This window comes from Gordonia marina, from assembly GCF_052036135.1.
Classification (GTDB): domain Bacteria; phylum Actinomycetota; class Actinomycetes; order Mycobacteriales; family Mycobacteriaceae; genus Gordonia.
Genome location: NZ_JBPSDN010000002.1, coordinates 23,983 through 45,888, shown reverse-complemented (window position 1 = coordinate 45,888; position 21,906 = coordinate 23,983). Strand labels below are relative to the sequence as shown.

Sequence of the window (21,906 nt, the reverse complement as noted above, 5' to 3'; positions counted from 1 at the left end):
GTTCCTCCTGGGACTATCCGGGCAGATCGGGACTGCGACGAACGAGCGTGGAACGGGCGGCGCGGGCGACGATCACGCCGTCCTGATTGCGCCCGATGTGGGTCAGGTTCACGATGCCCTCGCCCGGCCGGGACGACGACACGCGCTTGCCGGTGCATTCGGTCTCCGCGTACAGCGTGTCCCCGGCGAAGAGCGGCTTGGGAAAGGCGACCTCCGAGAAGCCGAGGTTCGCCACCAGGGTGCCCTGCGTCAGCTGGGACACCGACAGTCCGACGATCATCGAGAAGGTCATCATCGAGTTGATCAGGCGCTGACCGCCGAAGCCCGGCTGCTGCGCCGACCACGCGGCGTCCAGGTGCAGCGCCTGGGTGTTCATGGTCAGCGTGGTGAACAGGACGTTGTCGGCCTCGGTGAGGGTCCGGCCCGGGCGGTGTTCGTAGACGGTGCCGATCTCGAACTCCTCGAACCACAGTCCCCGCTGGACGACGTGGCGGCCCTCGCCCTCCCCGCTCATGCCGGAAGTCCCAGCGACCGCGCGATCAGCATCAACTGCACCTCGGTGGTGCCCTCGCCGATCTCCAGGATCTTGGAGTCCCGGTAGTGCCGCGAGACCGTGTACTCGTTCATGAAGCCGTAGCCGCCGTGGATCTGCGTCGCCATCCGCGCGTTGTCCATGGCCGCCTCCGACGACACCATCTTGGCGATGGCCGCCTCCTTCTTGAACGGCTTACCGGCCAGCATCTTGGCGGCCGCGTCGTAGTAGGCGGTGCGGGCGGTGTGCGCGCGGGCCTCCATCCGGGCGATCGCGAACGAGATGGTCTGGTACTCGTTGATCGGCTTGCCGAACGACTTGCGCTCGGCCGCGTACTTGATGCACTCGTCCACGCAGCCCTGCGCGACGCCGGTGGCGACGCCGGCGATCGCGATGCGGCCCTCGTCGAGGATGGACAGGAAGTTCGCGTAGCCGCGCCCGCGCGTGCCGAGCAGGTTCTCCCGCGGCACCCGGGCGTCGGTGAAGCTCAGCGGATGGGTGTCGGAGGCGTGCCAGCCGACCTTGTCGTAGGCCGGTTCGGCGACGAAGCCGGGCGTCCCGGCCGGCACGATGATGGTGGAGATCTCCTTCTTGCCGCCTGTCCTGAGCGGAGCCGAAGGGTCTTCCCGCGTGCCGGTGACGGCGGTGACGGTGACCAGCGAGGTGATGTCGGTGCCCGAGTTGGTGATGAACTGCTTGGCGCCGTTGATCACCCAGTCCGGGCCGTCCTCGACGGCGGTGGTGGCCGTCGCCCCGGCATCGCTGCCCGCGCCCGGTTCGGTGAGACCGAAGCCGGCCAGCCGGCGGCCCGCGACGAGGTCGGGCAGCCAGGTCTCCTTCTGCTCGGCGGTGCCGAACTTGAAGATCGGCATGGCGCCCAGACCGACGCCGGCCTCGACCGTCATCGCCACCGACTGATCCACCTTGGCCAGTTCTTCCAGGGCCAGCGCGAGGGCGAAGTAGTCGCCGCCCATGCCGCCGTACTCCTCCGGGAAGGGCAGGCCGAACAGACCCATCTCGCCCATCTGCTTCACGACCTCGTACGGGAAGGTCTTGTTCTTGTCGTGCTCGTACGACACCGGCGCCACGACCTGCTGCGCGAAGTCGCGCACGCTGCCGATCAGATCGGTGTACTCCTGGCTCAGTTCCATCGTCGAATTGCTCTCTCGCTCACTCGTTCTGGTCGGTGGTCACGTGTGCGAGCACCTGCTGGGCGTCGACCTTCTGGCCGGCCGACACCGTGATCTGCGCGACGCCGTCGACCGGGGCCCGCAGCGTGTGTTCCATCTTCATCGCCTCGACGACGACCAGCGGATCGCCGGCCGCGACGGTCTGCCCGGTGGTCGCGGGCACGGCGACCACGGTGCCCGGCATCGGGCTGCGCACGTCACCGGCCGCGGCATCGTCGTCCGACGACGCCAGCGTGTGTGCCAGCGTCATCACCCAGGTGCCGTCCTCACCGCACACCCAGCGCTGCGCGCCGAGCTGCTGCACCACCCAGGGTTCGGCGATCGGGCCGCAGCGCACCGTCACGGCGTGTCCGGCACCGGGTTCGAGGTAGACGGCACCGGACCAGAGCGGCTCGTCGTCGGCCGTGATGGTGGCGGTGGCCTCCAGGGTCCGCACCGTCGAAGCGCTGACCTGCGCGGACACCGTGTACCGGCGGCCGTCGCAGAGCAGCCGGGTGACGATCGGCGACGGTGCGCCGATCCGGAAGCCGACGGCGCTGCTCCACAGGTCGTCGGCGGTGCCCAGGTCGAGGGCGCCGAGAGCGCCGGCGACCAGCGCGGCCGGGGTCGGTGCCGGAGCGGCGTAGTCGATGACGAGCCGGTCGAGGAGTTCGGTGTCGAGCTCGGCGCTGCGTACCGCGGGCTGCGTCAGCACGAAGCGGCAGAAGTCGACATTGGTGCCGACCCCGGTCAGCACGGTCCGCGCCAGGGCCTCGTCGAGGCGGTCGAGTGCCTCGGCGCGGTCGGTGCCGTGGCAGATCACCTTGGCCAGCATGGGGTCGTAGTCGGTGCCGATCACCGAGCCCTGCTCGATACCGGAGTCGATGCGGGTGTGGTCTCGACTTCGCTCGACCATCATGGATGGCCAGCGGAGGGTGCCGACGGTGCCGCCGGTGGGGAGGAAGCCCGCCGCCGGGTCCTCCGCGTACACCCGCGCCTCCACCGCGTGGCCGGTGAGCACCACGTCGTCCTGAGTGATCGCCAGCGGCTCCCCCCGGGCGACGCGGACCTGCTGCTCCACCAGGTCGATGCCGGTCACCATCTCGGTCACCGGATGCTCCACCTGCAGGCGGGTGTTCATCTCCATGAAGTAGAAGTCGTCGGGCGCGGTGGCCGAGACGATGAACTCGACGGTGCCCGCGCCGGTGTAGCCGACACTGCGCGCGGCGTCGCACGCGGCCTGCCCGATACGGGCGCGGGTCTCGGGGGTGAGCAGCGCCGACGGCGCCTCCTCGATCACCTTCTGGTGGCGCCGCTGCAGCGAGCATTCGCGCTCGCCGAGATGGATCACGGTGCCGTGGGTGTCGGCGAGCACCTGCACCTCGATGTGCCGCGGGGTGGCGACGAAGTGTTCCAGGAACAGGGTGTCGTCGCCGAACGCCGAACCGGCCTCCCGACGGGCGGTGACCAGGGCGGCGGGCAACTCGGCGGGGTCGTCGACGCGGTGCATGCCCTTGCCGCCGCCGCCGGCGCTGGGCTTGATGAGGACCGGGAACCCGATCTCCGGGGCGGCCGCGATCAACTCGTCGTCGGTGAGCCCGGGCCGCGACAGCCCGGGCACGACGGGCACGCCGCGAGCGGTGACGGCGGCGCGGGCGGTGATCTTGTCGCCCATGGTGGCGATCGCCGCGGCGGGCGGGCCGATGAAGACGATCCCCGCGTCGGCCAGTGCCGCCGCGAAGTCCTGGTTCTCCGACAGGAAGCCGTAGCCGGGGTGGACCGCGTCGGCGCCGGTCGCGCGCGCCGCGTCGACCACCTTCGCGATGTCGAGGTAGCTCTGTGCGGCCGGCGCCGGGCCGAGCCGCACCGCGACGTCGGCGGCCCGCACGTGCGGGGCCTGCGCGTCGGCGTCGGAGTAGACGGCGATCGACCGGATTCCCATGTCGCGCAGGGTGTCGATCACCCGGCAGGCGATCTCGCCGCGGTTGGCGACGAGGACGGAAGAAATCGTAGTCATCTGCTCACATCCTGAAGACGCCGTTGTTGACCGGCGACAGCGGCGCGTAACGGCATGCTTCCAGCGCCAGGCCGAGCACGGTCCGGGTGTCGGCGGGATCGATGATCCCGTCGTCCCACAGCCGCGCGGTGGAGTAGTACGCGTCCGACTGTTCCTCGAACTGCCGGCGGATCGGTTCCTTGAAGGCCTCTTCGTCCTGCGCCGACCACTCCTGGCCGGAGCGTTCGACCCCGCCGCGGCGCACCGTCGCGAGGGTGTCGGCGGCCTGCGGGCCGCCCATCACCGAGATCCGCGCGTTGGGCCACATCCAGAGGAAGCGCGGCGAATAGGCGCGGCCGCACATCGAGTAGTTGCCCGCCCCGAACGACCCGCCGATCATCACCGTCAGCTTCGGCACGCGGGCGCAGGCGACGGCGGTGACCATCTTGGCGCCGTTCTTGGCGATACCGCCCTCCTCGTACTGCCGGCCGACCATGAAGCCGGTGATGTTCTGCAGGAAGATCAGCGGGATGGACCGGCGGTCGCACAGCTCGATGAAATGGGCGCCCTTCTGCGCGGACTCGGAGAACAGCACACCGTTGTTGGCGACGATGCCGACCGGATGCCCGTGCAGGTGCGCGAAGGCGGTGACCAGCGAGGTGCCGTAGTTCGCCTTGAACTCGGTGTACTCGCCGGCGTCGACCAGCGTGGTGATCACCTCGCGCACGTCGTACGGGATGCGCGGGTCGGTCGGCACCGCGTCGTACAGCGCGGTCTGCGGCCGGATCGGGTCGCGGGTCTCGGCGGTGTCCCACTGCGCCGGGTCGCGCGGGCCGAAGGTCGCGACGATCTCGCGGACCTTCGCCAGGGCCTGCTCATCGTTGTCGACGAGGTGATCGGTGACGCCGGAGACCGACGAGTGCATGGTGCCGCCGCCGAGGTCCTCGGCGGTGACGTCCTCGCCGGTGGCCGCCTTCACCAGCGGCGGGCCGGCCAGGAAGATGGTGCCCTGGTTCTTGACGATCACGTTCTCGTCGCTCATCGCCGGGACGTAGGCACCGCCGGCGGTGGACGACCCGAGGACGGCGGAGATCTGCGGGATGCCCGCGGCGCTCATGGTGGCCTGGTTGAAGAAGATCCGGCCGAAGTGGTCGCGGTCGGGGAACACGTCGTCCTGGTTGAGCAGCATGGCGCCGCCGGAATCGACGAGGTAGATGCACGGCAGCCGGTTGGCGGCGGCGATCTCCTGGGCGCGCAGGTGCTTCTTGACCGTCACCGGGTAGTAGGTGCCGCCGGACACCGTCGCATCGTTGGCGACGACCATGCACTCGCGGCCGTGGATGCGGCCGATCCCGGCGACCACCCCGGCGGCGGGCGCTTTGCCGTCGTACATGCCGAACGCGGCGAGCGGGGCGACCTCGAGAAACGGCGAGCCGGGATCGAGCAGCCCGTCGATGCGGTCCCGGGGCAGCAGCTTGCCGCGGGCGAGGTGCCGGTCCCGCGCCTTGGCGCCGCCGCCGGCCGCCGACGCGGCCAGCCGCTCGCGCAGAAGTCCGACGTTGGCGCGATGCTGCGCCGCCGGCTCGCGATTCTCCACGGTCGTCATCGACTCCCTTTCAGTTATCGAAGATTAACTGAATGTGACCGTACGGCACCGGCGCCGTCCTGTCACCCGATCCCGCCAGATCCGCCGAACATTCACCCTTCCGTGACGTCCGTCACTTCTCCTCGTATCCTAGGTGTGGGGCCGCACAACCACCGCGGCCCCGAAAACCCGCTCGCGGCGTCGCGGCACCCGTCACCCCGGGGACCGGCACCACCGAGCCGACACGAAGGTTGGGCACCCCCATGACCATCGCCGATCACCGTGCCTCCGGCACCGGCCTCCCCTCCCCCGCGACCGGCCGGACCGGCGCTTTCTCGCTCGACGACCGCTATACCGCGGAGTCCGGCACCGTCTATCTCACCGGCATCCAGGCCCTGGTCCGGATGGTTCGCGACCGCGCGATCGCCGATCGCGGAAGCGGCCTGCGGACCGCGTCGTTCCTGTCCGGCTACGAGGGCTCACCGCTCGCCGGATACGACCTGGAGATCGCCCGCCGCGCCGCCTGCCTCGCCCCGTACGACGTGGTGCACCGGCCCGCGGTCAACGAGGAACTCGCCGCCACCTCGGTGATGGGCTCGCAGCTGGCCGCCCGCGTCGGGACCCTGGCTCCCGCCCCGGACGGGGCGCCGCGCGACGGCATCGTCGGCTACTGGTACGGCAAGGCGCCCGGCCTGGACCGGGCGACCGACGCCCTGCGCCACGCGAACATCATCGGCACCTCGCCCACCGGCGGCGCGGTGGCCCTGGTCGGCGACGACCCCGGCGCCAAGAGCTCGACGGTCCCGTGCGCCTCGGAGATGGCACTCGCCGACCTCTACCTGCCGATCCTCTACCCGGCCGACAGCGCCGACATCCTCGACTTCGGCATCCACGCCGCCCAGATGAGTCGCATCTCGGGCCTCTGGACCTCGCTCAAGATCTCGGCGCACGTCGCCGACGGCGCGTCGACCGCGGTGGTCGACGCCGACCGGTTCACCATCGATCTCGGCGGCCTCGGCACCAGCCCGCACGTGCCGAGCGGCCGGCTCCTCGGCGCCAGTCTGATGGAACTGGAGCAGAACCAGCTCACCACCCGGATGCCGCGGGCCGTCGAATACGCGCGGCTCAACGGCCTCAACCGGATCGTCGCCCGCTCCGGCGACGATCGCATCGGCATCGTCGCCGCGGGCAAGACCTATCTCGATGTCCGCGAGGCCCTCCGGCACCTCGGCATCGACGACGACGATCTCGCGCGGCTGGGCATCCGGATCCTCAAACTCGGCATGGTCTATCCGCTGGAGCAGAGCATCGTGGAGACCTTCATCGACGGGCTCGCCGAGGTGATCGTCGTCGAGGAGAAGCGCGACTTCGTGGAGACGATGCTGCGCGACAACCTGTTCGGCCGCTCGCGGGTACCGGCGATCGTCGGCAAGTCGCACGAGGACGGTTCCACCCTCTTCTCCCGGTTCGGCGAGCTCGACGTCGACGCGGTGACCCGCGGCCTCGCCGAGCGTCTGGGCCGGCGGCACCGGATCGAGCCGGCCCGGCGCTGGCTGGAACGGCACACCGCGCGCGGCTCCCGGATCACGCTGCCACTGGCGGTGCGCTCGCCGTACTTCTGCTCCGGCTGCCCGCACAACAGCTCCACCCCGGTCGCACCGGACACCCTGGTCGGCGCAGGCATCGGCTGCCACGCGATGGTGCTGCTGATGGATCCGGCGCAGGTCGGCGACGTGGCCGGGGTGACCCAGATGGGCGGCGAGGGCGCGCAGTGGCTGGGCATGGCGCCGTTCGTGCAGGAGCGGCACTTCGTGCAGAACATCGGCGACGGGACCTTCGCGCACTCCGGTTCGCTCGCGCTGCGCGCGGCCATCGCCGCCGGAGCGAACATCACCTACAAACTGCTGTACAACGGCACCGTCGCGATGACCGGCGGCCAGGATCCGGTCGGCGAGATGAGCTTGCCGCAGCTGGTCACCCTGCTGCGCGCCGAGCGGGTCGCCCGCGTGGTGGTCACCTCCGACGACCCGGCCCGCACCCGCAAGTCGCTGGGCAAGACCGCGGCGCAGGTCCGGCACCGTGACGACCTGCTCGACGTCCAGCGTGAGCTGGCCGCCACCGAAGGCGTGACCGTGCTGATCCACGACCAGGAGTGCGCGGCGCAGAAGCGGCGCAAGCGCAAGAGGGGGACGGCGTCGACCCCGGCGACCCGGGTGATGATCAACGAGCGGATCTGCGAGGGCTGCGGCGATTGCGGCGCGAAGTCGAACTGCCTGTCGGTGCACCCGGTGCCCACCGAGTTCGGCCGTAAGACGCGGATCGACCAGAGTTCGTGCAACCTCGACTACTCGTGCCTGGACGGCGACTGCCCGGCGTTCGTCACCGTCACCCCGGCGCCGCGCCGGGCGCGGCGCGCCGCCGCCCTGGCCGACACCGCGCTCCCCGCGCCGCCGGCGGCACCGGCGGATTCGGGCACCTTCACCATCCGCGTCACCGGCATCGGCGGCACCGGCGTGGTGACCGTCTCGCAGGTGCTGGCCACCGCGGCCGTGCTCGACGGCCTGGATGCCCGCACCGTCGACATGACCGGCCTCGCCCAGAAGGGCGGCGCGGTGGTGAGCGACCTGAAACTCTCGCGCACCCGCGTCGAGCAGGCCGCGAAGGTGGCCACCGGCGACTGCGACCTCTATCTCGCCTGCGATCAGCTGGTCGGCGCCGATCCGGTGAACCTCAAGGTCGCCTCCGTCGCCAAGACCACCGCGGTGGTCTCCACCGCGCAGGTCCCGACCGGCGCGATGGTGTCCGACAGCGCCGTCGTCTTCCCGGAGGCGCCGCGGGTGCGGTCGGCGATCGACGCCGAGGTGTCGCGCTCGGTGTATCTGAACGCGGCCCGGCTCGCCGAGGAACTGTTCGACGACGAGCAGTTCGCCAACATGCTGATGGTGGGCGCCGCATATCAGGCGGGCGCGCTGCCGATCTCGGCCGCCGCCGTGGAGCGGGCGATCGAACTCAACGGCGTCGCCGTGGAGGCGAACGTGCAGGCGTTCCGGCGCGGGCGGCAGGTGCTCGCCGATCCGGACGAGCTGGCGCAGGCCGCGCACGGCCACACCGCTGTCCCCGCGTATCGGTCCAGCCCGGGAGCGCTGCGCGCGGCGGCCGGGCTGATCGGGGCCGGCGACGAGGCGCGCGAGGTCGTCGCCCGCCGGTACGACGAACTGGTCGCCTACCAGGACGAGGCCTATGCGCGGGAGTTCGCGTCGTACGTCGGCGGCATCTCCGAGCGCGTCGGCGACGACCGGCTCACCGCGGCGGCGGCCCGCAACCTGTACAAGCTGATGGCCTACAAGGACGAGTACGAGGTGGCCCGGCTGACTCGCGATGCCGGGTTCGCGGCGCAGGTGGCCGAGCAGTTCGGCGACGGCGCCGCGACGGCCGTCCGCCTGCACCCGCCGGTGCTGCGCGAGCTGGGGATGCGCAAGAAGCTGGCGGTCGGCCGCTGGGGACGCCCCGGGCTGCGCGGACTGGAGTCGCTGAAGCGGCTGCGGGGCACCCGGTTCGATCCGTTCGGCCACACCCAGGTCCGCCGGACCGAGCGCGCGCTGATCGGCGAGTACCGGGCGGCGCTGGATCGGGTGGTCGCCGGCCTGGGTGAGCACCCCTCGGCCGCGCAGCTCGAGCAGGCGGTCGCCGTCGCGGAACTGCCCGATCTGGTGCGGGGTTACGAGGGGATCAAACTCGCGAACGTCGAACGCTTCCGCGCCGAACTGACCCGGCTGACCGAGGTCTGAGACTTCGGTGACGCCTCAGTCGACGAGGAGGGCCGCCAGCGCCATGTCGGTCAGGAGCGCGGCCAGCCGGGTCACGTCGAACGGAGGCAACCGCGGTGACGAGTTGAGGAGGCCGAAGGTCGCGTGCGCCCGGACCCGGGCGTCCTCGGCCGGCAGCGCACGTCCGGCCGCGGCGGCCGCGTCGACCAGCACCGACACCCAGGTCTCCACGTAGCGGCGCTGCAGCGTGCGGACGCGGTGGCGCGCGTCGGCGCTCAGCGAGTGCAGGTCCCGGTCCTGAATCGCGATCAGGTCCGGCTTGGTGACCAGCACGTCGATGTGGAATTCGACCAGCCGGCGCAGCACCTCGTCCGGGGAGCCGCCGCGGGCCACCACCTCGTCGCCCCCGGTCTGCAGCCGCTCGCTGATGTCGAGCAACAGCTCGTCGAGGACGTCGTTCTTGGACGAGAAGTGCCGGTACATGGCCGGACCGCTGATGCCGACCTCCGCGCCGATGTCCTCCAGGCGCACGGCGACGAAGCCGCGGCGCGCCATCTGGCGCGCCGCGGCCGCGAGGAGTTCACCGCGCCGCGCGGCCTTGGCCTGACCTCGGCGGGTGGTGGGAGCCGGTTCGGTCGTCTCGCTCACCGGACGGACACGGCCTAACTCTCCGAACGTCCGTCGACGATCACGGCCGCACCGATCAGCGCCAGCTGCAGCGAACCCAGGACCAGTGAGACGATGGCGCCCGCGCCCAGGCTGATGAACGACGGCAGGCCGAGCGCGCAGGCCAGCAGGCCCAGCCATGCCAGCACCACCAGGGCGGCGACGTGCGGCAGGTACCGGCGCCACTTCGGCACCAGGAACGCGAACGACGCGACGCCCGCGGCACCGAGGAAGAGCAGGAAGTAGCCGGGGGTGAACACCATGGTGAGGAACGCCGGGATACCCACCTGATTGCTGTTGTCGTCGGCCCAGCGGCTGGCCTTCTGCTCGATGCTGTCGTCGATCGTGACCCACGACAGGAAGCCCATGATGTAGGTGAGCACACCGAAGACCGCCGACCCGAGGGACAGCTTGTACGGCAGCGGCAGCTGCGTGAAGAAGTTCGGGGCGGGCGGCTGACCCGCCGGGGGGCCGTACTGCGTGGGCGGGCCGGTGTACGGGCCGGTCGGCGGGCCGTACGGGCCGGTGGCCGGCGGGCCGTAGGGGCCCGACGGCGGGTACGGACCGGCGACCGTCGGCGGCGGGTCCTGCGGCGCGGGACCCCACTGCGTGGGACCCGCTTGCGGGCCGTAATTCGGATTCTCTGTCATGCCGGTATTGAACCACTGACCGGCGAATGATCGGGCAGGACGTCGTGCGTGTAGACCACTCGGGTGAAGCACACCAGGTCCGACAGGGACCAGCGCCGGGGCGAGACCACCACCCAGAACAGGCCCACCGGGACGAAGGCGCTCAGTGCGGCCCGGCCGAGTGCCCGCACCAGCTTCGGCTTGCGGCCGGTCCCCCGGCTCACCACCGCGACTCCCATCACGAGCTGGCCGAAGGTGCGGCCGAACGCCGCCCACGACAGCGTCAGGTAGGCGATGGCGATCGCAATGAACGACGTGGTACCCCAGACCCAGGCGTAGTCGGGCAGGGTGAACGCCCGCACGCTGAGCACCAGCCGGATCAGGGCGATCGCCAGATAGATGCCGACCTGGAAGCCGAGGACCACCAGGCCGTCGATCATCGCCGCCACGAAGCGGCTGACGATCCCGGCGTTACGCAGCTCGGCCGTCACGGCGCGTCACGCTGCTGCGGATCGGCGGTCTTGCGGCGCAGAATGCGTCCGACGAACTGGTCCACCTTGTCGTCGGCCCGCTCGCTGCCGCTGCGCACGTCGGTGATCATCTCGGTGGTCACCGACGAGCTGGCCTCCCGGACGATGTTGTTCAGGTCGATGCCGTCGACCACTGTGGCGGCGACGCCGACCAGGTCGGTGCGGTGAAGCACGGCATCGATGTCGACGCCCTCCAGGACCCGATTGAGGTCGATCGCGGTGATCACCGGTTCCAGTTCGAGCGCCGCGACCGCCGGGTTCAGGTCGAGCCCGGCGATCACCGGGTTGAGGTCCACGTCGGCCAGCAGCGCGTTCAGGTCGACGTCGGCCAGCAGCGCATTGAGGTCCACCTGCCGCAGCAGCGCGTTCAGGTCGACCGAGGCGAGCAGCCGGTCGAGGTCGACCGAGCGGAGCAGCACCGAGGTCAGATCGGTCTCCGAGACGTACCCGAAGATCTCGTCGAGCACCGCGTGCAGGACGGTCCGGGGTACAGCGGCCACCGTCGACACGACCTGTCGCGGTACGGCCAGCGCGGCCGCGGCGAGCGCGTCGACCGGGCCGCCGATCACCGGCAGCCGCGACAGCGGTCCGTCACCGCGGCGCATCACCTCGTTCACCCGCTCATTATGCCCCGGCACCGCCGCGAATACACCGCGCCCCGGAGACCGTGGCGGTCTCCGGGGCGCGGTGAGCGGTACGAGTGCGGGATCTACAGGTTCTCGAAGATCTCGCGGGCCAGGCGGGCGGTCTCGCTCGGCGTCTTGCCGACCTTGACACCGGCGGCCTCGAGGGCCTCCTTCTTGGCCTGCGCGGTGCCCGAGCTGCCGGACACGATGGCGCCGGCGTGACCCATGGTCTTGCCCTCGGGGGCGGTGAAGCCCGCGACGTAGCCGACGACCGGCTTGGAGACGTTCTCCTGGATGTACGCGGCGGCACGCTCCTCGGCGTCGCCGCCGATCTCACCGATCATCACGATGACCTTGGTCTCCGGATCGGCCTCGAAGGCCTCGATCGCGTCGATGTGAGTGGTGCCGATGACCGGGTCGCCGCCGATGCCGATGGCGGTGGAGAAGCCGAGGTCACGCAGCTCGTACATCATCTGGTAGGTCAGGGTGCCGGACTTGGAGACCAGTCCGATCGGGCCCTTGCCGGTGATGTTGTTCGGCGTGATGCCCACCAGGGCCTCGCCCGGCGTGATGACGCCCGGGCAGTTGGGGCCGATGATGCGGGTCTTGGCGCCCTTGTCCTTGTTGTAGGCCCACGCGTACGCGGTGTCCTGGACCGGGATGCCCTCGGTGATGACCACGAGCAGCGGGATCTCCGCGTCCACGGCCTCGATGATGGCGTCCTTCGAGAAGGCCGGCGGCACGAAGGCGATCGAGGTGTCGGCCCCGGTCTTCTCCATGGCCTCGGCGACGCTGCCGAAGACCGGCAGCTCGATCTCGCGGCCGGCGGCGTCGACGTGCTTGACGGTGGTCCCGGCCTTGCGGGCGTTGACGCCGCCCACGATGTTGGTGCCGGCCTTGAGCATCAGCGCGGTGTGCTTGGTGCCCTCGCCGCCGGTGATGCCCTGGACGATGACCTTGTTGTCTCGATTGAGGTAGATCGACATGTGTTTTCCCGGCCCCTTTACTTGTTCGCCAGTTCGGCGGCCTTGTCGGCGCCTTCGTCCATCGACTCGGCGAGGGTCACCAGCGGGTGGTTCGCCTCCGCCAGAATCTTCCGGCCCTCGTCGACCTTGTTGCCGTCCAGGCGGACCACCAGCGGCTTGGTGGCGGTGTCGCCCAGCTGGTTCAGCGCGCCGACGATGCCGTTGGCGACCGCGTCACAGGCGGTGATGCCGCCGAAGACGTTCACGAACACGCTCTTGACCTGCGCGTCACCGAGGATGACGTCCAGGCCCGCGGCCATCACGTCGGCCGAGGCGCCGCCGCCGATGTCCAGGAAGTTGGCGGGCTTCACGCCGCCGTGCAGCTCACCGGCGTAGGCGACGACGTCGAGCGTCGACATGACCAGACCGGCACCGTTGCCGATGACACCGACCTCACCGTCGAGCTTGACGTAGTTGAGGTCGTGCTGCTTGGCCTTGAGCTCCAGCGGATCGGTGGCCTCGACGTCGGCGAAGAGGGCGTGATCCGGGTGACGGAACTCGGCGTTGTCGTCCAGAGTGACCTTGCCGTCGAGGGCCAGGATCTCATCCTCGGGGGTGCGCACGAGCGGGTTGACCTCGACCAGCAGGGCGTCTTCTTCGACGAAGACCTCCCACAGCTTGGCGATGGTCACCGCGGCGGCGTCGAGGATCTCTTCCGGAAGATGTCCGGCCTTGGCGATCTCGCGCGCCTTGGCGACGTCGACACCGGCGACCGGGTCGATCGAGATGCGGGCCAGGCGATCGGGCTTGGTCGCGGCCACCTCCTCGATCTCCATGCCGCCCTCGACCGAGCACATGGCCAGGTAGTCACGGTTGGCGCGATCGAGCAGGAAGGAGATGTAGTACTCCTCCGCGATGTCCTTCGCCTCGGTGACGAGCAGCTTCTTGACGATGTGGCCCTTGATGTCGAGGCCGAGGATGTTCTGCGCGTGGGTGAGAGCTTCGTCCGCGGTAGCGGCGAACTTCACACCACCGGCCTTGCCACGGCCACCGGTCTTGACCTGGGCCTTGACCATCACGGCCTTGCCGATCTGCTCGGCGATCGCGCGCGCGTCGGCCGAAGCCTCGGCAACGGAGCCCGCGCTCGAAGGAACGCCGTGCTTCACGAACAGTTCCTTCGCCTGGTATTCGAATAGATCCATTCAGCTCACCATCTGAAGTGTGGGAAGTAGACCCACTCGGGTAACGCGGGCCACAAGAAATTCTAGACCCGCCGACCCCTACTCCCGAGTCGGGTCCGGCTCCGAGTGGAAAGAATCACTTACCTGCGGGTAGGAAGAAACCCGCCGGTGAGACACCGTTCGCTGTCCGTTCAGTCAGGAACGGGCGGTCGGCGGGTGGACTTAGCACCTGCCCACCGGTTACCGTTCATGGGGTTGATAACGAGATGGTTACAGCGAAAGGGCGGCTCGAGGTGACTGAAGTGACCGAACGCATCCGGCGAGATGCGGCGTCTGCCGCCGATCCCGCCGCCGTCGGTCCCATGACCCGCGACATCCCGCTCCCGCCGCGCAGCCTTCGGCTCGGCCTCGGTCCGGCACGATCGGGCGAGCCCGTCTCGCCGGTGTCCACGCCTGCCGAAACCACTCGTACCGAGGTCCCGCTCGTCACCTCCGCCGCGCGTGGGTCCACCGCGATCACCGCCGCCGACCGTGCGACCGCCGGCGAGCCCCAGCCGCAGGATCCGCCGGTCACGAAGCCCCCGGTCACCGGGAAGCGCGGCGCGCATCGGGCCGGACCGCCGAGTTCGCTGCGGGCCCGGACCGCGCTGATCGCCGTGGCCGCCGGTGCCGCGGCCGCGGCCGTCGCCGGTTCGAGCACCCACGAGACCACCGTCGCCGCCGATCCCGCGCCGGCCGGCGACAGCGCTCCGGCCCCGGCTCTGGCCGCGAACACTTCCGACCTGAACGGCGGCGCCGTCCCGGCCGCCGCGGGAGCGGACATGACCGGCTACACCGATCAGCTGAAGATCGGCAAGCAGCTGTCCGCCGAGCAGGCCGCCCGGGAGAACGCCGCGCGCAAGCCGCTGTACGATTCGCCGATCCCGCTCGGCCACTACGCCTTCACCTCCGGGTTCGCGATGCGCTGGGGCACCATGCACACGGGCCTCGACTTCGCCGCACCGCTGGGCACCCCGATCCACGCGGTCACCGACGGCACCATCGTCAAGGCCGGACCGGCGTCCGGGTTCGGCAACTGGATCTGGCTCAAGGCCGCCGACGGCACCATCACGATGTACGGCCACATGGCGTCGTCGGGCGTGCTGGTCAGGGAGGGCCAGAAGGTGACCGCGGGCGATGTGATCGCGCTGGTCGGCTCCGAGGGCTTCTCCACCGGCCCGCACCTGCACTTCGAGGTGTGGCAGCACGGTAAGAAGATCGACCCGGCACCCTGGCTCGCCGCGCACGGCATCCGCATGTCCGCCTACACCGGCTGAGCGGCACCGCTCCCATCCCCGACCGGCAGTCCCCGCCGCCCGCGGGCGTCCGGCGACCGGTTACAGCTTCTCGCCGGGGAGACCGCCGAGGGTCAGCAGGGTCACCCGGCCGACGTTGCCGCCGAAATCGAAGGTGATCTGCTCGGTGGGACCCGCGCCGGTCTTGGCGACGGCCTTCCCCATCCCGTACTTCGGATGGTTGATCCGGTCGCCGATGTCGTAGTGCACCGACTTGTTGCGGCCGCGCGTGGGGTCCGATGAATACGACGCGCGTCCGCGCATCCCCGACGACGCACCACCGGCGGCCGAACCGTATCCGAACGGCCGGCCCGCGCCGGGGCGCGAGCCGCCGAAACCGCCGCGCTCACGGCGCGGTTCGGTCCGGCGCCAGTCGAGCAGGTGCTGCGGGATCTCTTGCAGGAAGCGGGATTCCGGGTTCTCCACCGGCTGGCCCCAGGCCGCGCGCATGATGGCGCGCGAGACGTACAGGCGCTGCCGCGCGCGGGTGATGCCGACGTAGGCGAGGCGTCGTTCCTCGCTCAGCTCGGCACCGTCGCCCAGCGCCCGCTGATGCGGGAACATGCCGTCTTCCCATCCGGTGACGAACACGATCGGGAACTCCAGGCCCTTGGCGGTGTGCAGGGTCATCAGGGTCACCACACCCTCGTCCTGCTCCGGCACCTGGTCGGCGTCGGCCACCAGCGCCACCTTCTCCAGGAACGCGGCGAGGGAGCCGGGCTCCGGTTCCCCCTCGGCGACGGTGGAGTCCTCGTCATCGGGCTCATCCTCGTACTCGTCGTCGAGGTCGCGCTGCGCGGCTTCCAGGCTGAAGTCACGAGCGACGGCGACCAGTTCGTTCAGGTTGTCCAGGCGGGCGCCGTCCTGCGGGTCGTTGGAGGCCTCCAGCTCGGCACGATAGCCGGTGCGGTCGACGATCGCCTCGACCAGGTCGCCGATGTCGGCTCCCTCCGCGGTCGCATCGGCGATCGCCGCGTCACCGTCGTCGTCGGACGCGAAGGCGAGCAGGAAGTCGCGCCGCAGCCCCTCGATCAGGTCGACGAAGCCGCCGATCTGCTTCACCGCACGTGTGTTCAGCAGCGGCACCCGGTTCTCCTGCGCCTCCACCAGCGCCTGATAGAAGCTGATCCCGAGGTTCTCCGAGTGCACTGCGACGCAGGCCTCGGCGCGGTCCCCGATGCCGCGGCGCGGGGTGTTGAGGATGCGGCGCAGGCTCACCGAGTCGTCGGGGTTGGCGACCACGCGCAGGTACGCGACGACGTCGCGCACCTCTTTACGCTCGTAGAAGCGGGTGCCGCCGACCACCTTGTACGGGATGCCGTGCCGGATGAACGACTCCTCGATGGGCCGCGAGCCGGTGTTGGTGCGGTAGAACACCGCGATGTCGGAGTACTTGGCCGAGCTCGATCCGCCGACGGAATAGTCGCACAGCTCGTCGATCTCCTTGGCGATGAACTGCGCCTCGTCCCGATCGGAGTCGGCGACGTAGCCGACGATCAGCTCACCGTCGCCGGCGTCGGTCCACAGCTTCTTCTCCCGGCGGTTCGCGTTCCGCGCGATCACCGCGTTCGCGGCCGACAGGATCGTCTGCGTGGACCGGTAGTTCTGTTCCAGCAGCACCGTCTCCGCGTTCGGGTAGTCGCGCTCGAACTCCTCGATGTTGCGGATCGTCGCACCGCGGAAGGCGTAGATCGACTGATCGGAATCGCCGACGACGCACAGCTCCGACGGCGCCGTGACCCCCGAGTCGGCTTCGCCGACCAGTTCCCGCACGAACATGTACTGCGCGTGGTTGGTGTCCTGGTACTCGTCGACCAGGACGTGCCGGAACCGGCGCCGGTAGTACTCGGCCACCTCGGGATGTCGCTGCAGCAGCGCTACCGTCTCGCCGATCAGGTCGTCGAAGTCGAAGGCGTTGGCGTCGGCGAGCCGCCGCTGGTACTCGGCGTAGACGCGCGCGATGTCCTCGGCGGTCTGCCCCTGCTGGGGCCGGATGTCGGCGAGGGTGGCGGCCACCTCCTCCGGATCTTTCAGCTCGTTCTTGAAGTTGGAGATCACCGTCGACAGGCCGCGCGGGCTGTACTTCTTCGGGTCGAGTCCGAGATCGCGCACCACCATGCCGAGCAGCCGCCGCGAGTCGTCGGAGTCGTAGATGGAGAAGTTGGAGTTCCGGTTGCCCAGGAGCGACGCCTGCGCGCGGAGGATCCGCACGCAGGTGGAGTGGAAGGTCGACACCCACATGTAGTTGGCGCGCGGGCCGACCAGATCGATCACCCGCTCGCGCATCTCGGCGGCGGCCTTGTTGGTGAAGGTGATCGCCAGGATCTGCCCGGGCGTCACCCCGCGTTCGGCGAGCAGGTAGGCGATCCGGCGGGTGAGCACCGCCGTCTTTCCCGACCCGGCGCCGGCCACGATGAGCAGCGGCGAGCCGCTGTGCAGCACCGCCGCGCGCTGCTGGGGATTGAGGCCGTCGAGAAGCTGGTCAGAAGAGGATGTCATCGCCTGTCCAGGCTACCGGCGACCTCCGACACGACCGACCGTGGGAGGGCCGGCGAGCCGGTCACGGCGCATACGCGGCGACGATCGGCTCACCGACCCGCCCGGCGCCGGTGTGCAGGGCCAGGCCCGGCGTCAGCGGACGCACGACGAGCTCGTGCCCGCCGCCGGACAGCTGGAAGTAGACCGGGTGCAGCCCCGTGCGCACGGGCACGCGCACCTCGTCGCCGTCGAGCCGGACGCCGATCTCGCCGTCGGTGTCGGCGCAGTAGCTCAGCGCCACCGTCCACTTCCATTCGATCAGCGGACCCGACAGCGTCAGCCGGGTCGGGCCGGTGAGCGCCGGACTGGCGCACGTGCCGCCGCTCTCGGGTACCTCGCGCACCGGACTGACCCCGCCGGGCACCATCGCCCCGGCCTCGTCGAGGACCATCAGACGGTCGGTCACCGAGCCGAACCGCGGGCGGTCACGGACCCGCCCGAAGACCCGGCTGATCTGGTTGTTCGGGTAGGCCACCGGGGTGAGCACCTCCAGCGGCAGAGCCTGATCGAACATCACCAGGTCGCGGTGCTGCGCCAGGGACTTCTTGGCGGTCGCCAGATAGTCGCCGGTGGGATCGTCGCGCCACGACGCCGAGAACGACGCCGTACCGACCAGCGCCGACGCCACGACGGCGACCGCACCGACGGCCAGCGCCACCCGCGGGGCGCGGGAGGTCGCCGCGGCCCGCGGCGCGTGCGCACCCCGCGTCGGGGCCGAGGCCACCAGCGCGATGGCGATCGCGATCACCAGCGCGGTGTCGGGCAGGTAGCGCATGGTCTGCGCCAGCTCCAGCGCGGTGGCGGGACTGGACCGGTTCCACATCACCGGGATCTGCGCGCCGACCGCGTAGAGCGCCGCCGCGGCCCAGACCGCGAGACCGCCGCGCCGGGTCTGCCAGGTCCACACCACGACCGCGGCGAGCAGCACCCAGCCGGCCACGATCATCCAGACGGCGGGGAAACCCATCGGCGGCGACGGCAGCCACCGGTCCCAGTGCCACGGGCCGCCGACCAGGGACGGCACGATCGCGTCGTTCACGCTGCGCCAGACCAGTCGGCCCGTCTGCCCCAGCGAATGCGGACCGGCCGTCGCCGACGACACCGAGAGGTAGACGACGATCCAGACCGCGAAGACCCCGGTGAGGGCGAGCCAGAGCGGGCGCGCCCGGCGTGCGGTGACCGTCAGCGCGGAGTCGCGGTAGTCGCCACCGCCGACGCCGGCCTCCCGGCCGGTCACCAGCACCGCCGCGACGAAGGCCACCGGCAGGATGAACAGCGACTTCTCGAAGAACAGCAGCGCCACCACGAAGGCCGCGATCGCACCCGCGGTGAGGACGCGGCGCCGTCGTTCGTCGACCGCCGGATCCCGGCGGACCAGCAGCACCGCGTTGGCGACGACGACCGCCATCGCGGCCTGCATGGGCAGGGAGTTCAGGCCGGCCGCCCACCAGGCGAAGGAACTCACCGTCATCGGGGAGAAGAGGTAGAACGCCAGCGCCACGATCGCGCCGAGTCGCGCGGTCGGGGCCAGCGTGCGGATCATCCGCCACACGGCGAGCGAGGCGAGCACCTGCAACACCACCAGCGTGGCGGCCGGCAGCCACCACTGCACGGGGGCCGCCACCGTGGTGATCCCGGCCAGCAGGAACGCGCCGGGCATGAAGTGGCCGTCGTGATCGGCGCCGAGGTAGTCCCAGCTCAGGATCGGGTGGGCGGAGGCCTTCCCGATGAGGATCAGGTCGTCCCAGTAGAAGTTCCCTCGGGCCACCAGGATCCCGCGCACCACCGCCTGGGCGACGATCGCGACGGTGGCGATGATCCCGATCCGGGCCAGGCCCGCGGAGTGCTCGTCGGTCATGCCGTCCAGTGTGCCAAGCACCCGGCATGGCAAGATCGGTAGACGTGAGCGAGCAGGATCCGAAGCAGCAGATCGATCTGTCGGCGTACGACCTCGGCAGCGACGTGGCCGACCTCCCGGACGACATCGACGAACTGCGCGGCGAGATCGATCGGATGGATGCGATCATCCTGGCCGCGGTCCAGCGACGCTCGGCGGTGTCGAAGAAGATCGGCGCGGCGCGGATGGCGGCCGGCGGCCCGCGACTGGTGCACAGCCGCGAGGTGAAGGTGCTGGAGCGGTTCTCCGCGCTCGGACCGGAAGGTCACACGCTCGCGATGCTGCTGCTGCGTCTGGGACGCGGACCGCTCGGGCGATAGCCCCGACTCCGCCCGATCATCGTGCGAGCGGAGCCGAGGACTTCGACCCTTCGACTTCGTGTCGTCGCAAGCTCCGACACGAGCTCAGGGACCGCAGGCCGACTCAGGCGAAGACGTCGAGCTTGCCGAACTTGGCGGCCAGCTTGTAGTAGACGGCCAGGCGCGGGTTGGCCTTGCCGTCCTTCATCTCGGCCAGGACCTCGGCGATGGCGGCGTCGAGAGTGGCGTCGTCCTCGGTGAGGCCGAGCTTGCCCTTCAGGAAGTTCTCGCGGACGGTCTTGAGCTCCTCGGGGTCGCTGGCGGAGACGAGCGCGGCGTCCCGGTTGCTCAGGGCCAGCCGGTAGACGGAGGCCATCTTGTCGACCACGTCGACATCGGCGTCCGGCACGTAGGCGAGAACGGTCTCACGGGCATCACTCATGGTTTCCTCCAGGTCATCGATGTTCCGACTCGCTCGACAGTACCGCGCACACCGCGATCCGGCCGGTTACGACGTGCGGCCCCGCTCGGCGCGGTACCAACGCACCATGGCGACAGTGGACGAATCCGGCAAAGGCGGCGGCGAGGCCGGATCACCGAGCGCGGCGACCAGTTTGTTCGCGGCCTGCTTACCCAGTTCCACCCCCCACTGATCGAACGGATTGATCCCCCAGACCATCGCCTTCACGAACACCTGATGCTCGTAGAGGGCGATCAGCTGGCCGAGCACCGACGGGGTCAGCGCCGGGGCCAGGATCGACGTCGTCGGCCGGTTCCCGGGCATCACCTTGTGCGGCACCAGCCGCGGATCGACGCCCTCAGCGGCCACCTCGTCGGCGGTCTTCCCGAAAGCGAGGACCTCGGTCTGGGCGAAGAAGTTGCTCATCAGCAGGTCGTGCATGGAGCCGCCGTCGGCGGTGGGCAGGTCGTCCAGTGGTCGGGCGAAGCCGATGAAGTCGGCCGGGATCAGCCAGGTGCCCTGGTGCAGCAGCTGGTAGAAGGCGTGCTGCCCGTTGGTGCCCGGCTCACCCCAGACCACCGTCGAGGTGGGGCACGGAACCGGCTGCCCGTCCCGGGTGACCGACTTGCCGTTCGACTCCATCACCAGCTGTTGCAGGTAGGCCGGGAAGCGCGCGAGGTCGTTGGAGTACGGCAGCACCGCGTGTGACTGGGCATCCCAGAAATCGGAGTACCAGAGGCCGATCAGCGCGAGCAGGACCGGCGCGTTGGCCTCCAGCGGGGCCGTCGCGAAGTGGGTGTCCATCCGGTGGAAACCGTCGAGCATGTCGGCGAAGTTCTCCGGCCCGACGGCGATCATCAGCGACAGTCCGATGGCCGAGTCCAGCGAGTAGCGCCCGCCCACCCAGTTCCAGAAGCCGAACATGTGGGCCGTGTCGATGCCGAAGGCGGCCACCTCGGCGTCGTTGGTGCTGACCGCGACGAAGTGCCGGGCGACGGCGGCGTCGTCGCCGGCGTAGTGGTCGAGCAGCCAGGTCCGGGCGGCGCGGGCGTTGGTCAGCGTCTCCAGGGTGGTGAAGGTCTTCGACGCGATGATGAAGAGCGTCGTCTCCGGGTCGAGCCCGGCGAGCGTGCCCGCCAGATCCGCCGGATCGATGTTGGAGACGTAGTGGCAGCGCAGGCCGGGCTTCCGGTAGTGCCGGAGCGCCTGGTAGGCCATCGCCGGGCCGAGGTCGGAACCCCCGATGCCGATGTTGACGACGTCGGTGATGGCCTTCCCGGTGAAGCCGGTCCAGTCTCCGGAGCGGACCCGGTCGGCGAACCCGCCCATCGCGTCGAGCACCCGGTGCACATCACCGACCACGTCCTGGCCGTCGACGACCAGCGTCGCATCGGCGGGCAGCCGCAGCGCCGTGTGCAGCGCGGCGCGATCCTCGGAGGAGTTGAGGTGCTCACCGCGCAGCATGGCATCGCGCAGGTCCGCGACGCGCGCGGTACGCGCGAGGTCGGTGAGCAGGGCCAGCGTCTCGCCGGTGACCAGGTTCTTCGAGTAGTCGATGCGCAGGTCGGCGGCATCGACCGTCAGTCGTCCACCCCGGTCGGGATCGTCCGCGAACAGGCCGCGGAGACCGGCGTCGAATCGTTTCCGATGCTCGGCGAGGGCACCCCAGGAGGAGGTGGCGGTGATGTCGAGTCCGTCGTCGTTTCCGCGCTGCCCGGTGTCGCCGTTCATG

General features: G+C 70.2%; 17 protein-coding genes. 3 read left to right on the top strand and 14 right to left on the bottom strand.

Translation table 11 applies throughout. The features are described from left to right. Window positions 1–13: 13 nt before the first annotated feature. Genes ACSEEN_RS01165 through ACSEEN_RS01150 form a run of 4 tightly spaced genes read right to left on the bottom strand, consistent with a single transcriptional unit; the run spans window position 14 to window position 5,303 of the window. On the bottom strand, window positions 14–514 hold the full coding sequence (locus ACSEEN_RS01165; RefSeq protein WP_298444547.1) for a MaoC family dehydratase: 501 nt from the start codon (window positions 512–514) through the stop codon (window positions 14–16). Further along, window positions 511–1,683, bottom strand: coding sequence for an acyl-CoA dehydrogenase family protein (locus ACSEEN_RS01160; RefSeq protein ID WP_298444545.1), 1,173 nt, complete (start codon window positions 1,681–1,683; stop codon window positions 511–513). Before ACSEEN_RS01160 ends, ACSEEN_RS01165 begins: the two co-directional genes overlap by 4 nt. 19 nt (window positions 1,684–1,702) lie before the next feature. Further along, window positions 1,703–3,718, bottom strand: coding sequence for an acetyl/propionyl/methylcrotonyl-CoA carboxylase subunit alpha (locus ACSEEN_RS01155; RefSeq protein ID WP_440712039.1), 2,016 nt, complete (start codon window positions 3,716–3,718; stop codon window positions 1,703–1,705). 4 nt (window positions 3,719–3,722) lie between these two features. Then, on the bottom strand, window positions 3,723–5,303 hold the full coding sequence (locus tag ACSEEN_RS01150; protein ID WP_440712038.1) for a carboxyl transferase domain-containing protein: 1,581 nt from the start codon (window positions 5,301–5,303) through the stop codon (window positions 3,723–3,725). A gap of 242 nt (window positions 5,304–5,545) precedes the next feature. Between ACSEEN_RS01150 and ACSEEN_RS01145 the strand changes: the two genes are divergently transcribed. Continuing rightward, window positions 5,546–9,070, top strand: a complete 3,525-nt coding sequence (locus ACSEEN_RS01145) for an indolepyruvate ferredoxin oxidoreductase family protein (RefSeq protein WP_440712037.1) — start codon at window positions 5,546–5,548, stop codon at window positions 9,068–9,070. A gap of 15 nt (window positions 9,071–9,085) precedes the next feature. Here ACSEEN_RS01145 and ACSEEN_RS01140 read toward each other — a convergent pair whose 3' ends face one another. The 6 genes from ACSEEN_RS01140 to sucC all read right to left on the bottom strand — a co-directional run bounded on the left by ACSEEN_RS01140 (window position 9,086) and on the right by sucC (window position 13,667). Further along, window positions 9,086–9,697: a TetR/AcrR family transcriptional regulator gene (locus tag ACSEEN_RS01140; RefSeq protein WP_440712036.1), complete on the bottom strand. Its 612-nt coding sequence runs from the start codon at window positions 9,695–9,697 to the stop codon at window positions 9,086–9,088. 14 nt (window positions 9,698–9,711) lie between these two features. Beyond that, window positions 9,712–10,365 (bottom strand): DUF5336 domain-containing protein, encoded by a 654-nt coding sequence (locus ACSEEN_RS01135; protein ID WP_440712035.1) that lies wholly within the window; start codon window positions 10,363–10,365, stop codon window positions 9,712–9,714. Continuing rightward, window positions 10,362–10,835 (bottom strand): RDD family protein, encoded by a 474-nt coding sequence (locus ACSEEN_RS01130; protein WP_440712034.1) that lies wholly within the window; start codon window positions 10,833–10,835, stop codon window positions 10,362–10,364. The genes ACSEEN_RS01135 and ACSEEN_RS01130 overlap by 4 nt, the downstream gene beginning before the upstream one ends. Next, a complete protein-coding gene (locus tag ACSEEN_RS01125) occupies window positions 10,832–11,491 on the bottom strand; it encodes a hypothetical protein (RefSeq protein WP_440712033.1) in 660 nt (219 codons plus the stop codon). The genes ACSEEN_RS01130 and ACSEEN_RS01125 overlap by 4 nt, the downstream gene beginning before the upstream one ends. Window positions 11,492–11,583: 92 nt before the next feature. Further along, on the bottom strand, window positions 11,584–12,486 hold the full coding sequence (gene sucD / locus ACSEEN_RS01120; RefSeq protein WP_298442181.1) for a succinate--CoA ligase subunit alpha: 903 nt from the start codon (window positions 12,484–12,486) through the stop codon (window positions 11,584–11,586). Between the two features lie 17 nt (window positions 12,487–12,503). Further along, on the bottom strand, window positions 12,504–13,667 hold the full coding sequence (gene sucC / locus ACSEEN_RS01115; protein ID WP_298442184.1) for an ADP-forming succinate--CoA ligase subunit beta: 1,164 nt from the start codon (window positions 13,665–13,667) through the stop codon (window positions 12,504–12,506). Window positions 13,668–13,948: 281 nt separating this feature from the next. On the opposite strand from sucC, the gene ACSEEN_RS01110 reads away from it, so the two are divergent. Continuing rightward, a complete protein-coding gene (locus ACSEEN_RS01110; protein ID WP_440712032.1) occupies window positions 13,949–14,962 on the top strand; it encodes a M23 family metallopeptidase in 1,014 nt (337 codons plus the stop codon). A gap of 60 nt (window positions 14,963–15,022) precedes the next feature. Here ACSEEN_RS01110 and ACSEEN_RS01105 read toward each other — a convergent pair whose 3' ends face one another. Continuing rightward, a complete protein-coding gene (locus tag ACSEEN_RS01105) occupies window positions 15,023–17,479 on the bottom strand; it encodes a UvrD-helicase domain-containing protein (RefSeq protein ID WP_440712031.1) in 2,457 nt (818 codons plus the stop codon). A gap of 61 nt (window positions 17,480–17,540) precedes the next feature. After that, window positions 17,541–19,376, bottom strand: a complete 1,836-nt coding sequence (locus ACSEEN_RS01100) for a hypothetical protein (RefSeq protein ID WP_440712030.1) — start codon at window positions 19,374–19,376, stop codon at window positions 17,541–17,543. A 26-nt stretch (window positions 19,377–19,402) separates the two neighbouring features. On the opposite strand from ACSEEN_RS01100, the gene ACSEEN_RS01095 reads away from it, so the two are divergent. Further along, on the top strand, window positions 19,403–19,735 hold the full coding sequence (locus ACSEEN_RS01095; RefSeq protein ID WP_247866458.1) for a chorismate mutase: 333 nt from the start codon (window positions 19,403–19,405) through the stop codon (window positions 19,733–19,735). A 103-nt stretch (window positions 19,736–19,838) separates the two neighbouring features. Here ACSEEN_RS01095 and ACSEEN_RS01090 read toward each other — a convergent pair whose 3' ends face one another. Then, on the bottom strand, window positions 19,839–20,156 hold the full coding sequence (locus ACSEEN_RS01090) for a DUF2853 family protein (RefSeq protein ID WP_247866457.1): 318 nt from the start codon (window positions 20,154–20,156) through the stop codon (window positions 19,839–19,841). A gap of 66 nt (window positions 20,157–20,222) precedes the next feature. After that, window positions 20,223–21,905, bottom strand: coding sequence for a glucose-6-phosphate isomerase (gene pgi / locus ACSEEN_RS01085; protein ID WP_440712029.1), 1,683 nt, complete (start codon window positions 21,903–21,905; stop codon window positions 20,223–20,225). Between the last annotated feature and the right edge of the window lies 1 nt (window position 21,906).

Excerpts from the sequence above, each read along its gene's own strand:
- ACSEEN_RS01165 (WP_298444547.1), bottom strand. The coding sequence starts at position 514 with ATGAGCGGGGAGGGCGAGGGCCGCCACGTCGTCCAGCGGGGACTGTGG.
- ACSEEN_RS01160 (WP_298444545.1), bottom strand. The coding sequence starts at position 1,683 with ATGGAACTGAGCCAGGAGTACACCGATCTGATCGGCAGCGTGCGCGAC.
- ACSEEN_RS01155 (WP_440712039.1), bottom strand. The coding sequence starts at position 3,718 with ATGACTACGATTTCTTCCGTCCTCGTCGCCAACCGCGGCGAGATCGCC.
- ACSEEN_RS01150 (WP_440712038.1), bottom strand. The coding sequence starts at position 5,303 with ATGACGACCGTGGAGAATCGCGAGCCGGCGGCGCAGCATCGCGCCAAC.
- ACSEEN_RS01145 (WP_440712037.1), top strand. The coding sequence starts at position 5,546 with ATGACCATCGCCGATCACCGTGCCTCCGGCACCGGCCTCCCCTCCCCC.
- ACSEEN_RS01135 (WP_440712035.1), bottom strand. The coding sequence starts at position 10,365 with ATGACAGAGAATCCGAATTACGGCCCGCAAGCGGGTCCCACGCAGTGG.
- sucD (WP_298442181.1), bottom strand. The coding sequence starts at position 12,486 with ATGTCGATCTACCTCAATCGAGACAACAAGGTCATCGTCCAGGGCATC.
- sucC (WP_298442184.1), bottom strand. The coding sequence starts at position 13,667 with ATGGATCTATTCGAATACCAGGCGAAGGAACTGTTCGTGAAGCACGGC.
- ACSEEN_RS01105 (WP_440712031.1), bottom strand. The coding sequence starts at position 17,479 with ATGACATCCTCTTCTGACCAGCTTCTCGACGGCCTCAATCCCCAGCAG.
- ACSEEN_RS01100 (WP_440712030.1), bottom strand. The coding sequence starts at position 19,376 with ATGACCGACGAGCACTCCGCGGGCCTGGCCCGGATCGGGATCATCGCC.
- ACSEEN_RS01095 (WP_247866458.1), top strand. The coding sequence starts at position 19,403 with ATGGCAAGATCGGTAGACGTGAGCGAGCAGGATCCGAAGCAGCAGATC.
- ACSEEN_RS01090 (WP_247866457.1), bottom strand. The coding sequence starts at position 20,156 with ATGAGTGATGCCCGTGAGACCGTTCTCGCCTACGTGCCGGACGCCGAT.
- pgi (WP_440712029.1), bottom strand. The coding sequence starts at position 21,905 with ATGAACGGCGACACCGGGCAGCGCGGAAACGACGACGGACTCGACATC.